The sequence below is a fragment of the Streptomyces sp. NPDC004031 genome, assembly GCF_053604375.1.
This window is the reverse complement of record NZ_JBSGHL010000066.1, coordinates 36220-48721: the sequence shown is the minus strand read 5'-3', so window position 1 is coordinate 48721 and position 12502 is coordinate 36220. Positions and strand designations below refer to the sequence as shown.

General features: G+C 71.3%; 9 protein-coding genes. 1 reads left to right on the top strand and 8 read right to left on the bottom strand.

The window, feature by feature from the left end; translation table 11 throughout:
* Positions 1 to 152: 152 nt before the first annotated feature.
* The 4 genes from ACWERV_RS31105 to ACWERV_RS31090 all read right to left on the bottom strand — a co-directional run bounded on the left by ACWERV_RS31105 (position 153) and on the right by ACWERV_RS31090 (position 5563).
* Positions 153 to 1241 (bottom strand): branched-chain amino acid aminotransferase, encoded by a 1089-nt coding sequence (locus ACWERV_RS31105; RefSeq protein ID WP_452939409.1) that lies wholly within the window; start codon positions 1239 to 1241, stop codon positions 153 to 155.
* Between the two features lie 154 nt (positions 1242 to 1395).
* Positions 1396 to 2439: a 3-isopropylmalate dehydrogenase gene (locus tag ACWERV_RS31100; RefSeq protein WP_398186911.1), complete on the bottom strand. Its 1044-nt coding sequence runs from the start codon at positions 2437 to 2439 to the stop codon at positions 1396 to 1398.
* A gap of 518 nt (positions 2440 to 2957) precedes the next feature.
* Positions 2958 to 4598, bottom strand: coding sequence for an L-glutamate gamma-semialdehyde dehydrogenase (gene pruA / locus ACWERV_RS31095; RefSeq protein ID WP_452939405.1), 1641 nt, complete (start codon positions 4596 to 4598; stop codon positions 2958 to 2960).
* A gap of 29 nt (positions 4599 to 4627) precedes the next feature.
* Positions 4628 to 5563, bottom strand: coding sequence for a proline dehydrogenase family protein (locus tag ACWERV_RS31090; RefSeq protein ID WP_452939402.1), 936 nt, complete (start codon positions 5561 to 5563; stop codon positions 4628 to 4630).
* Between the two features lie 136 nt (positions 5564 to 5699).
* Here ACWERV_RS31090 and ACWERV_RS31085 point away from each other — a divergent pair, with 136 nt between their 5' ends.
* Positions 5700 to 6884 (top strand): PucR family transcriptional regulator, encoded by a 1185-nt coding sequence (locus tag ACWERV_RS31085; RefSeq protein WP_452939400.1) that lies wholly within the window; start codon positions 5700 to 5702, stop codon positions 6882 to 6884.
* Between the two features lie 69 nt (positions 6885 to 6953).
* Here ACWERV_RS31085 and serA read toward each other — a convergent pair whose 3' ends face one another.
* From serA to ACWERV_RS31065, 4 genes are all read right to left on the bottom strand, one after another.
* Complete coding sequence (serA, locus tag ACWERV_RS31080; protein WP_031523231.1) at positions 6954 to 8546, bottom strand: phosphoglycerate dehydrogenase; 1593 nt, start codon at positions 8544 to 8546, stop codon at positions 6954 to 6956.
* Between the two features lie 306 nt (positions 8547 to 8852).
* Positions 8853 to 9851 (bottom strand): ketol-acid reductoisomerase, encoded by a 999-nt coding sequence (gene ilvC, locus ACWERV_RS31075; protein WP_398186923.1) that lies wholly within the window; start codon positions 9849 to 9851, stop codon positions 8853 to 8855.
* A gap of 109 nt (positions 9852 to 9960) precedes the next feature.
* Entirely contained in the window at positions 9961 to 10488 is a 528-nt protein-coding gene (gene ilvN, locus ACWERV_RS31070) for an acetolactate synthase small subunit (RefSeq protein ID WP_398186926.1), read from the bottom strand.
* A gap of 35 nt (positions 10489 to 10523) precedes the next feature.
* A complete protein-coding gene (locus tag ACWERV_RS31065) occupies positions 10524 to 12398 on the bottom strand; it encodes an acetolactate synthase large subunit (protein ID WP_452939393.1) in 1875 nt (624 codons plus the stop codon).
* Positions 12399 to 12502: the final 104 nt, after the last annotated feature.

Genomic DNA, 12502 nt, shown 5'->3' with positions numbered 1-12502 from the left:
GCTGCTCAGCCCCCACCGGGGCGCGGGTCGTCACCGACCCGAAGGGTCTCTTCGGTCCGATCCGGACCGCCGGCCGGTGGGGGCTGAGCGCGCAGTTCCCCGCGCCCCTAAAAACGCTCACCGCCCTGCGCAGCAGGGGGCCCGTCAAGCGCTCACGCGCCGAGTGGATGCATCCAGGCGTGGGGGTCCGGGGCCTGGCCCGTCTGGATGTCGAGGAGCGCGGCCCGCAGCCGCATCGTCACCTCGCCCGGGGTGCCGTCGCCGACCAGCCAGTTCGCCCGGGTGGACTTCACCGAGCCGACCGGCGTGATGACCGCGGCCGTGCCGCACGCGAAGACCTCCGTGAGGGAGCCGTCCTCCGTGGCGGCGCGCCAGTCGTCGACGCTGATGCGGCCCTCGGCCACCTCGTAGCCGAGGTCCGCGGCGATGCGCAGCAGTGAGTCACGGGTGATGCCGGGCAGCAGGGAGCCGCTCAGCTCGGGGGTGACGATGCGGTTGCCGTACACGAAGTACAGGTTCATCCCGCCCATCTCCTCGATCCAGCGGCGCTCGATCGCGTCGAGCCACACGACCTGGTCGCAGCCGTGTTCGGTGGCCTGGGCCTGGGCGACGAGGGAGGCCGCGTAGTTGCCGCCGGTCTTGGCGGCGCCGGTGCCGCCGGGGGCCGCGCGGACGTACTCCTCGGAGAGCCAGACGGACACGGGCTGGACGCCGCCGGAGAAGTACGCGCCGGCCGGGGAGGCGATGACGACGAAGAGGTACTCGTTGGCCGGGCGCACCCCGAGGCCGACCTCGGTGGCGAACATGAAGGGCCGCAGGTAGAGCGAGGCCTCACCGGCGCCGGGGACCCAGCCGCGGTCCTGCCGGACGAGCACGTCGCAGGCCTCGATGAAGGTCTCCACGGGCAGCTCGGGCATGGCCAGGCGGCGGGCGGAGGCCTGGAAGCGCTCGGCGTTGGCCTCCGGGCGGAAGGTGGCGACGGTCCCGTCGGGCTGCTGGTACGCCTTGAGGCCCTCGAAGATGGTCTGCGCGTAGTGCAGCGTCATGTTCGCGGGCTCGATCGACAGCGGCGCGTACGGCACCAGCTGCGCGTCGTGCCAGCCGCGGCCCTCGGTCCACTTGATGGTGACCATGTGGTCGGTGAAGTGGCGGCCGAAGCCGGGGTTCGCCAGGATCGCGTCGCGCTCGGCGACGGGCAGCGGGTGGGAGGACGGCTTCAGCTCGATCGTGGGCGTCGTCATGGTGTGTGTCCTTCAGGTGCGTCGTGTTCTGCTGCCGTGTCCCGCTGCCACCTGTGGCGCCCCACTTGCTAGGACGTCCAAGTTCTAGGCCGTAACGCGGCCCCGCCTCCGATTATCGCAGCGGCGGGGCCGGGTACCTACCTCCGGTGCCGGGTCAGCCGGAAACCCGGGCGGCGAGCGCGTCGCCGATCTCGACGGTGGACCGGGCGGGCCCGCCGGTGCGCTCGGCGAGGTCGGCCTGGACGGCGGCGTCGATCCGGTCGGCCTCCGCGTCGTAGCCGAGGTGGCGCAGCAGCAGGGCCACGGACAGCACGGTCGCGGTCGGGTCGGCCTTGGACTGGCCGGCGATGTCCGGGGCCGAGCCGTGGACCGGCTCGAACATCGACGGGAACTCGCGGCCGGGGTTGATGTTGCCGCTCGCGGCGACGCCGATGCCGCCGGAGACGGCCGCGGCGAGGTCGGTGATGATGTCGCCGAAGAGGTTGTCGGTGACGATGACGTCGAACCGCTCGGGCTGCGTGACCAGGAAGATGGTCGCGGCGTCGACGTGCAGGTAGTCGGTGCTGACCTCGGGGAACTCGCGGCCGACCTGCTCGAAGATCCGGGTCCACAGGTGGCCGGCGTGCACCAGTACGTTGTTCTTGTGGACGAGCGTGAGCTTCTTGCGCGGGCGGGCCTGCGCGCGGGTGTACGCGTCGCGCACCACGCGCTCGATGCCGAACGCGGTGTTGAGGCTGACCTCGGTGGCGACCTCCTGCGGGGTGCCGACGCGGATCGCCCCGCCGTTGCCCGTGTAGGGGCCCTCGGTGCCCTCGCGGACGACGACGAAGTCGATCTGCGGGCTGCCCGCGAGGGGGGTGCCGACGCCCGGGTAGAGCTTGCTCGGGCGCAGGTTCACATGGTGGTCGAAGGCGAAGCGCAGCTTGAGCAGGAAGCCGCGCTCCAGCACGCCCGAGGGCACGGACGGGTCGCCGATGGCGCCCAGCAGGATCGCGTCGTGCTGCTTGAGCTGCTCCAGGTCCTCGTCGGTGAGGGTCTGCCCGGTGGCGTGGTACCGCTTGGCGCCGAAGTCGAACTCCTTCGTCTCCAGCTTGGTGTCGGAGGGGAGGACGGCGGAGAGGACCTTGAGGCCCTCGGCGACCACTTCCTGGCCGATTCCGTCACCGGGGATCACTGCGAGGCTGAGGCTTCGAGACATGTCCGGCACCGTACTCCCCATCCCAGCCGGTGACATCCGATGTCCGCATGTCGGACATCGGGCGCCGTCGTCCCGGTCAGGGGCCCGATGTCGTGGAAGGAGGCGGGCTCAGTGGCTCTCGTGGCCGGTGCTGCCGCCGTTGTCACGGCGGTCCAGGCTGCGCTGCAGGGCGCGCAGGGCGTTCTGGCGGGCGGTGTCGTCCATGAGGGATCAACTCCTGGGGAAAGCGGGGCAAGCGGGAAGAACGGGCGGAGGTGCCGCGGGCACTGACATGGAGGACGCGGAACGGGGCGGGGTCCGGCCGCGGGGGTGACCCGCTCGAAAGGCCTGCTGGACGCATCCGCCGCTCACCGGATGGGCGAGACGTTCGGCTCCTACAAAGCTAGGCCAGCTCGCTCGTCCTGTCGCCACAATTACTCGGACTTCCTACTATCTGAGACAGACGATCACCCGTTCGCGGACTCGGCCGTCGCGAACGGGTGATCGTCTGCCGGGGGCCCGCCCTGGGGCGGCGCCGGTCAGCCCATGTGCGGGTAGCGGTAGTCGGTGGGCGGCACCAGGGTCTCCTTGATGGCCCGGGTGGACGTCCAGCGCATCAGGTTCTGCGCGGCGCCCGCCTTGTCGTTGGTGCCCGACGCCCGGCCGCCGCCGAAGGGCTGCTGGCCGACGACCGCACCGGTCGACTTGTCGTTGACGTAGAAGTTGCCCGCCGCGTCCCGCAGCCGCTCCATCGTGTACGTCACCGCGGCCCGGTCCCGCGCGACGACCGACCCGGTCAGCGCGTAGTCCGCGACCGACTCCATCTGGTCCAGCATCGCCTCGTAGGCGCCGTCCGCACCGTCGTCGTAGACGTACACGCCGAGCACCGGGCCGAAGTACTCCTGCGTGAAGACCTCGTTGTCCGGGTCGGTGCTGGCGAGCACGGTCGGGCGGACGAACCAGCCCACCGAGTCGTCGTACGTGCCGCCCGCGACGACCTCGATCGTCGGGTCGGCCTTGGCGCGGTCGATGGCCGCCTTGTTCTTGGCGAAGGCCCGCTCGTCGATGAGGGCGCCGACGAAGTTGGACAGGTCGGTGACGTCGCCCATCGTGATGCCGTCGATCTCGGCGGCGAAGTCCTCCTTGAAGCCGGACTCCCAGATCGAGCGCGGGATGTACGCGCGCGAGGTCGCCGAGCACTTCTGGCCCTGGTACTCGAAGGCGCCGCGGGTCAGCGCGGTCTTCAGCACCGCCGGGTCGGCCGAGGGGTGGGCGATCAGGAAGTCCTTGCCGCCGGTCTCGCCGACGATCCGCGGGTAGGAGCGGTAGCGCTCGATGTTCTCGCCGACCGTGCGCCACAGGTGCTGGAAGGTCTTCGTGGAGCCGGTGAAGTGGATGCCGGCCAGCATCGGGTGCGGCAGCGCGGCCTCGGAGACGGCCAGGCCGTCGCCGGTCACCAGGTTGATCACGCCGTCGGGCAGCCCGGCCTCCCGCAGCACCCGCATGATCTGAACGGCCGAGTGGGTCTGGGTGGGCGACGGCTTCCACACCACGACGTTGCCCATGAGGGCGGGCGCGGTCGGCAGGTTGCCGGCGATGGCGGTGAAGTTGAAGGGCGTGATCGCGTAGACGAAGCCCTCCAGCGGACGGTGGTCCAGCCGGTTCCACACGCCGGGCGCGTTGGCCACCGGCTGCTCGGCGAGGATCTGCCGGGCGTAGTGGACGTTGAAGCGCCAGAAGTCGACCAGCTCGCACGGGCTGTCGATCTCGGCCTGCTGCACGGTCTTGGACTGCCCGAGCATGGTGGAGGCCACCAGCGTCTCGCGCCACGGCCCGGACATCAGCTCGGCGGCGCGCAGGAAGACCGCGGCGCGCTCGTCGAAGGGCAGCGCCCGCCAGGCCGGGGCGGCGGCCAGCGCCGCGTCGATCGCGTCCTGCGCGTCCTGCGCGGTGGCGTTGGCGTAGCTGCCGAGGACCTGGCCGTGGTTGTGCGGCTGGACGACGTCGAAGCGCTCGCCGCCGCCCATCCGCTCGGTGCCGCCGATGGTCATCGGCAGCTCGGCGGGGTGCGCGGCCAGCTCCTTGAGCTTGGCCTCCAGCCGGGCCCGCTCGGGGCTGCCGGGGGCGTAGGTGTGCACCGGCTCGCTGACCGGGGCGGGGACCTGGGTCACGGCGTCCATGGGGGATGTCTCCTTGGAGGGTCGGGCCGTCAGCGGCCGGCGGCGGGGGCGAAGGAGCGCAGGAAGAAGGCCAGGTTGGCGGGGCGCTCGGCGAGGCGGCGCATGAAGTAGCCGTACCAGTCTGCGCCGTACGGCACGTAGATCCGCATACGCTCCCCTTCGTCCGCGAGCCGCCGCTGCTCGGCGGTGCGGATGCCGTAGAGCATCTGGAACTCGTAACTGCCGGGGGCGCGGCCGTAGCGGGAGGCGAACTCCTGGGCGATGGCGATCATGCGCGGGTCGTGCGAGCCGACCATCGGGTAGCCGTCGCCGGCGAAGAGCGTGCGCAGCGCGCGGACGTACGCCTTGTCGACGTCCCGCTTGTTCTGGAAGGCGACCCGGGCGGGCTCCTTGTAGGCGCCCTTGACCAGCCGCACCCGGGAGCCGGCGACGGCGAGCGCGCGGGCGTCCTCCTCGGTGCGGAACAGGTACGACTGGAGGACCGCGCCGGTGCCCGGGTGCTCCTTGCGCAGCTCGGCGAGGATGGCGAGCGTGGAGTCCACGGTGGTGTGGTCCTCCATGTCGAGCGTCACGGTGGTGCCGGACTGCGACGCCAGCTCGGCGACCGCCCGGACGTTCTCCAGCGCGATGTCGTGGCCGCCGTCGGGGAGCGCCTGGCCGAAGGCGGAGAGCTTGACCGACACCTCGGCGCGGTCGCCGAGCCGCTCGTCGCGCAGCGTCTCCAGCAGCCGCAGGTAGGCGTCGCGGGTCGCGGTGGCGGTGGCCCGGTCGGTGACGTCCTCGCCGAGGTGGTCGAGGGTGACGTCGAGACCGCTCGCGGTGAGGGCGCGCACGGTGTCGAGGGCGGGGTGCAGGGCGTCACCGGCGACGAACCGGTCCACCACCGGACGGGTGACCGGCGCGGCGGCGACGACGCGGCGCAGACGGTCGCTGCGCGAGGCGGCGAGCAACACGGGACCGAACACGGGGTGTCCTCCAGAACACGGCCGAAACAGCGGAATCGTCGGCGGACAGGCTCCGACACCGTGAATCTAGAAGTCTCCTTCCCGCCGGACCATCGACACCTGTCACGCATCGCCCCGCCGTCCCTCATACAGATGTATGAGGGACAATGACCGGGTGCGAGCTGAGTACGGGGACCACAGCGATCTCCAGGACCTGGTCGACGAGGTGTCGGCGCTGCTCGGCGCCCCCGCCACGCTGGAGGACCGGGACTTCCGGCTGATCGCCTTCGGGGTCCACGACAGCGAGGACGCCGGCGCGCTCGATCCGGTCCGCACCCGCTCCATCCTCACCCGGCACTCCACCGCCGAGGTGCGCGCCTGGTTCGAGCGGTACGGCATCGCGCGCGCCTCCGGCCCCGTCCGGATCCCCGCCGCCCCCGACGCAGGCGTGGTGCGCGGCCGGCTCTGCCTGCCGGTCCGGCACGCCGGGTTCGTCTACGGCTACGTGTGGCTGCTGGACGAGGCCGAGCACTCCCCCGCGCAGCTGTCCGCCGCGATGGCGGTGGCCGGCCGGATGGGCGAGCGGCTCGCCGCGATGTCGCTGGCCGGGGCCGAGACCGGGCGGGCGCTGCGCGGACTGCTGACCGCCGCCGGCCGCGCCGACCGGGACACCGCGGAGGACGCGCTGCGGCTGGCCCTGGACCGCGACGCGGACGAGCCGCACGCGCTGGTGTGCGTACGCGCGCCCGCCGGGGAGCCGCCGGGCGTGCTGCCGGGGCTGCGGACCATCCCGTCGGGCGCGGCGCTGGCCCGGGTTCCGGAGCGGGGCCGCGGCGAGCTGGTCGCGCTGCTGGTGCGGCTGCGGTCCCGGCAGGTGCTGGGCCCGGCCCGTACCGCTGCGGCCCGGCTGCTGGACGCGGTGGGCTCGCCCGGCGCGGTCGCCGGGATCGGCGCGGCGCGCGGCACCCTCGGCGAGCTGCCCGGAGCCTGGCGCGAGGCCACGTCGGCGGCGCGGGCGGCGCACGCGCAAGGGGAGCTGGGCCCGATCGCGAAGTGGTCGACGCTGGGCCCCTACCGGCTGCTGACCGCGCTGCCGTCGGGGGCGCCGCCGGACCCCGCGGTCGCGCCGCTGCTCACCGAGGACCACCAGGAGCTGGCGCACACCGCCGAGGTCTTCCTCGACCACGCGGGCCAGGCCGGGCGGACCGCCACCGCGCTGGCCATCCACCGGCAGACGCTGTATTACCGGCTCTCCCGGATCGAGCAGCTCACCGGCCTGGACCTCGCGGACGGCGAGGCGCGGCTGCTGCTCCACATGGCGCTCAAGGCCGCCCGGCTCTGACGCCCGGCCCGCAGAACGCGCCGGCGCCGCCCCCTCGGGAGGGGGCGGCGCCGGTGTCGTGCCGGGGGCTCAGTCCGTCAGGTTGACCGCGCGGGCCGAGGTGGCGCCGATCTCGCCGGCGATGTCGGTGAGCACGCCCGCCGGGATCGTCGAGTCGACGGTGAGGGCGACCAGCGCGTCGCCGCCTGCGGTGGAGCGGGCGACCTGCATACCGGCGATGTTGACGCCGACCTCGCCGAGGATGCGGCCGATGGTGCCGACGACGCCGGGGCGGTCGGTGTAGCGCAGGAAGGCCATGTGGTCGGCGAGCGCGAGGTCCACGTCGTTGTCGTCGACCGCGACGATCTTCTGCAGGTGCTTGGGCCCGGCCAGCGTGCCGGACACCGCGACCGCGGTGCCGTCGGCGAGGGTGCCGCGCACGGTCACCACGTTGCGGTGGTTGGGCGACTCCGAGCTGGTCGTCAGGCGCACCTCGACACCGCGCTCCTGCGCGAACAGCGGCGCGTTGACGTAGCTCACCGTCTCGGCGACGACGTCCTCGAAGACGCCCTTGAGCGCGCTGAGTTCGAGGATCTTCACGTCGTGCTGGGTGACCTCGCCGTAGACCTCGACGTCGAGCCGGGCGGCGACCTCGCCGGCCAGCGCGGTGAAGATCCGGCCGAGCTTCTCGGCCAGCGGCAGCGCGGGCTTGACGTCCTCGGCGATGACACCGCCCTGGACGTTGACCGCGTCCGGGACCAGCTCGCCGGCGAGCGCCAGGCGCACCGACTTCGCGACGGCGATACCGGCCTTCTCCTGCGCCTCGTCGGTGGAGGCGCCCAGGTGCGGGGTGGCCACGACGTTGTCGAACTGGAAGAGCGGCGAGTCGGTGCACGGCTCCTTGGAGAAGACGTCCAGGCCCGCGCCCGCGACCCGGCCCTCCTTGAGCGCCGAGGCCAGCGCCTCCTCGTCGACGATGCCGCCGCGGGCGGCGTTGACGATCCGCACCGAGGGCTTGACCTTGTGCAGCGCCTCGTCGCCGATCAGACCCAGGGTCTCCGGCGTCTTGGGCAGGTGCACGGTGATGAAGTCGGACTGCTCCAGCAGCTCGTCCAGCGTCAGCAGCTTGACGCCCATCTGGGCGGCGCGCGCGGGCTGCACGTAGGGGTCGTACGCGACGACGTTCATCCCGAAGGCCGACATGCGCTGGGCCACCAGGACGCCGATGCGGCCGAGGCCCACGACGCCGAGGGTCTTCTCGCTCAGCTCGACACCGGTGTACTTGTTGCGCTTCCACTCGCCGTTCTTCAGCGCGGCGTTGGCCGGCGCGATGTTGCGGGCGGTGGCGATCAGCAGACCGCAGGCCAGCTCGGCGGCGGTGACGATGTTGGAGGTCGGCGCGTTGACGACCATCACACCGGCTTTGGTGGCGGCGGCGACGTCGACGTTGTCCAGGCCGACACCGGCCCGCGCGACGACACGGAGTTTGCGGGCGGCGGCGATGGCCTCGGCGTCCACCTTGGTGGCGCTGCGGATCAGGATCGCGTCCACGTCGGCGATGGCGGGAAGCAGTTCGGCTCGGTCGGCACCGTTGCAGTGCCGGATCTCGAAGTCCGGCCCGAGCGCGTCCACCGTGGCCGGCGACAGCTCTTCTGCGATGAGTACGACAGGCTTCTGGCTCACGTGGTCCTCACTTGTCCTTCGTGGGCGGCCGAGTCCCGTACGACCGCTACCAGGGAGGTTTCGGGGGGCTTGCCGCGTGGAAGACGCACGACGCTGTGAGCCTGAACGCGCTTGTCAGAGCAGTGTATCGGCGGGGCGAATCCGCGCCTTTGCCGAAATGGAAGGATCACCCGGAGGGGTTGCGTCGCTTCGTACAAAGTGCGTACCAGATGGCGGTCAGCCACCTGTGCACGGTGCACACGGCACCGTGCGGACGCCACGGAGCGACGCAACCCGGGTGCGCGGCGGACCGCCGCGCGGGAGGCCTTACGCCTCGTCGTCCACCCAGCTCATGAGCTTGCGCAGCTTCCTGCCGGTGGTCTCCAGCAGGTGGTCCTCGTCGGCCTTCTTGTACTCGTTGTACTTCGGCAGGCCGGCGTTGTACTCGGCGATCCAGTTGTTGGCGAAGGTGCCGTCCTGGATCTCGGCGAGGACCTTCTTCATCTCCGCCTTGGTGGCGTCGGTGATGATCCGCGGGCCGGTGACGTAGTCGCCCCACTCGGCGGTCTCGGAGACCGACCAGCGCATCTTCTCCAGGCCGCCCTCGTACATCAGGTCCACGATGAGCTTGAGCTCGTGCAGGCACTCGAAGTACGCGATCTCCGGCTGGTAACCGGCCTCGACCAGGGTCTCGAAGCCCGCCTTGACCAGCGCGGAGGTGCCGCCGCACAGCACCGCCTGCTCGCCGAAGAGGTCGGTCTCGGTCTCCTCGGTGAAGGTGGTCTTGATGACGCCGGCGCGGGTGCCGCCGATGCCCTTGGCGTACGACAGCGCGAGCGCGAAGCCCTTGCCCGTCGCGTCCTGCTCGACGGCCGCGATGCACGGCACGCCGCGGCCTTCCTCGTACTGGCGGCGGACCAGGTGACCCGGGCCCTTGGGGGCGACCATGCACACGTCGACACCGGCCGGCGGCTTGATGAAGCCGTAGCGGATGTTGAGGCCGTGGCCGAAGAAGAGGGCGTCGCCGTCCTTGAGGTTGTCCTTGATGGACTCCTCGTAGACCTTCGCCTGGATCGGGTCCGGCACCAGGATCATGATGACGTCGGCCTCGGCGGCGGCCTCGGCGACCGGCAGCACCTTCAGGCCCTGCTCCTCGGCAACCGTCTTCGACTTCGAGCCCTCGTGCAGGCCGACGCGCACGTCCACACCCGAGTCGCGCAGCGACAGCGCGTGGGCGTGGCCCTGGCTGCCGTAGCCGATGACCGCGACCTTGCGGCCCTGGATGATGGACAGGTCGGCGTCGTCGTCGTAGAACAGCTCGGCCACTTGGGGTTCTCCTTGTTTCGGGTTGTGCGGCCCACCGTACGTCGGGCGGGCGGATACGGGTTTTCGGGTCTCGCCATGCGGATCGGCGAGCGCGGGCGGCCGTGCGGCGTTACGCCGAACGGTCCAGCGCGCGCAGCGAGCGGTCGGTGATGGACCGGGCCCCGCGCCCGATGGCGATGGTGCCGGACTGCACCAGCTCCTTGATGCCGAACGGCTCCAGCATCTTGAGCATGGCCTCCAGCTTGTCGGCGGATCCGGTGGCCTCGACGGTGACCGCCTCGGGCGAGACGTCCACGGTCTTGGCGCGGAAGAGCTGGACGATCTCCACGATCTGGGAGCGCGTCTCGTTGTCGGCGCGCACCTTCACCAGGACGAGTTCACGTGCGACCGCCGCGGCCGGGTCCAGCTCGACGATCTTCAGCACGTTGACCAGCTTGTTGAGCTGCTTCGTCACCTGTTCCAGCGGCAGTTCGTCGATGACGTTGACGACGATGGTGATCCGGGAGATGTCCGGGTGCTCGGTGGTGCCGACGGCCAGCGAGTCGATGTTGAAACCGCGGCGCGAGAACAGCGCGGTGATCCGGGCCAGGACACCCGGCTTGTTCTCCACCAGGACGGAGAGCGTGTGCTTGGACATGTCTGCGTGCTTCCTTCTCTCGCTCTTCCGCGCGGTCAGTCGTCGAGGTCGTCGCTGAAGTCCGGGCGGACGTCCCGGGCGGCCATGATCTCGTCGTTGGAGGTGCCGGCCGCGACCATGGGCCAGACCATCGCGTCCTCGTGGACGATGAAGTCGACGACGACGGGCCGGTCGTTGATGGCGTTGGCCTCGGCGATGACCTTGTCGAGGTCGTCGGCGGACTCGCAGCGCAGGCCCACACAGCCCATCGCGTCGGCCAGCTTCACGAAGTCCGGGACGCGGGTGCCGCGGTTGGTGATGGAGCCGACGCCCTGGGTGGAGCCGGGGACGTTCTCGGCGCCGGAGTGCAGCACGGTGTTGGAGAAGCGCTCGCCGTAGAAGAGGTTCTGCCACTGGCGGACCATGCCCAGCGCGCCGTTGTTGATGACGGCGACCTTGATCGGGATGCCGTTGAGGGCGCAGGTGACCAGTTCCTGGTTGGTCATCTGGAAGCAGCCGTCGCCGTCGATCGCCCACACGGTGGCGTCCGGACGGCCGGCCTTGGCGCCCATCGCCGCCGGGACGGCGTAGCCCATGGTGCCGGCGCCGCCGGAGTTGAACCACGTGCCGGGCTGCTCGTACTTGATGAACTGCGCGGCCCACATCTGGTGCTGGCCGACGCCCGCGGCGAACAGGGTGCCCTCCGGGGCGAGCTGCCCGATCCGCTCAATGACCTGCTGCGGGGCGAGGCTGCCGTCCTCGGGGACGTCGTAGCCGAGCGGGTAGGTGTTGCGCCAGAAGTTCAGGTGGTTCCACCACTCGGTGTAGTCGCCCTTGTGGCCGGACTCGTGCTCGGCCTGGACGGCCACGATCAGGTCCGCCAGCACCTCGCGGGCGTCGCCGACGATCGGCACGTCCGCGACCCGGTTCTTGGAGATCTCCGCCGGGTCGATGTCGGCGTGCACGACCTTGGCGTTGGGCGCGAAGGTGTCCAGCCGGCCGGTGACGCGGTCGTCGAAGCGGGCGCCGAGCGCGACGATCAGGTCCGACTTCTGCAGCGCGGTGACCGCCGAGACGTCGCCGTGCATGCCCGGCATGCCGACGTGCTGCGGGTGGCTGTCGGGGAAGGCGCCGAGCGCCATCAGGGTCGTGGTGACCGGGGCACCGGTCAGCTCGGCCAGGATCCGCAGCTCCGCGGTGGCGTGCGCCTTGACGACACCGCCGCCGACGTAGAAGACCGGGCGGCGGGACTCGTTGATCAGCCGGGCGGCCTCGCGGATCTGCTTGGCGTGCGGCTTGGTCACCGGGCGGTAGCCGGGCAGGTCCTGCTGCGGCGGCCAGGAGAAGGTCGTCTGGTTCTGCAGCGCGTCCTTGGCGATGTCGACCAGGACCGGGCCGGGGCGGCCGGTGGCCGCGATGTGGAAGGCCTCGGCGATGGTGTGCGGGATGTCGGCGGGGTCGGTCACCAGGAAGTTGTGCTTGGTGACCGGCATGGTGATGCCGCAGATGTCGGCTTCCTGGAAGGCGTCGGTGCCGATCGACTTCGAGGCGACCTGGCCGGTGATGGCGACGATCGGCACCGAGTCCATGTGCGCGTCGGCGATCGGTGTGACCAGGTTGGTCGCCCCCGGGCCCGAGGTCGCCATGCACACCCCGACCCGGCCGGTGGCCTGCGCGTAACCGGTGGCCGCGTGCCCCGCGCCCTGCTCGTGCCGGACCAGGACGTGGCGGACCTTGGAGGAGTCCATCAGCGGGTCGTACGCCGGCAGGATCGCACCGCCCGGGATGCCGAACACGGTGTCGACGCCTACGGCCTCAAGGGAGCGGATGAGCGCCTGCGCACCCGTCATGCGCTCGGCGGGGGCAGCGGCGGGAACCGCGGTGCGGGTCCGCGGCTGCGGATGGTGGGACCCGGTGGCCTGCTCGGTCATCTGCGTTCTCTTCTCTCGAAGATGAGGGTGGTGAAGTGGGGGCGGTGGGCTCGTCGGCCGGTCGCCGGACAACAAAAAACCCCTCGTGCCGTGAGGCAAGCGAG

Excerpts from the sequence above, each read along its gene's own strand:
- ACWERV_RS31065 (WP_452939393.1), bottom strand. The coding sequence starts at position 12,398 with ATGACCGAGCAGGCCACCGGGTCCCACCATCCGCAGCCGCGGACCCGC.
- pruA (WP_452939405.1), bottom strand. The coding sequence starts at position 4,598 with ATGGACGCCGTGACCCAGGTCCCCGCCCCGGTCAGCGAGCCGGTGCAC.
- ilvN (WP_398186926.1), bottom strand. The coding sequence starts at position 10,488 with ATGTCCAAGCACACGCTCTCCGTCCTGGTGGAGAACAAGCCGGGTGTC.
- ACWERV_RS31085 (WP_452939400.1), top strand. The coding sequence starts at position 5,700 with ATGAGGGACAATGACCGGGTGCGAGCTGAGTACGGGGACCACAGCGAT.
- ACWERV_RS31105 (WP_452939409.1), bottom strand. The coding sequence starts at position 1,241 with ATGACGACGCCCACGATCGAGCTGAAGCCGTCCTCCCACCCGCTGCCC.
- ACWERV_RS31100 (WP_398186911.1), bottom strand. The coding sequence starts at position 2,439 with ATGTCTCGAAGCCTCAGCCTCGCAGTGATCCCCGGTGACGGAATCGGC.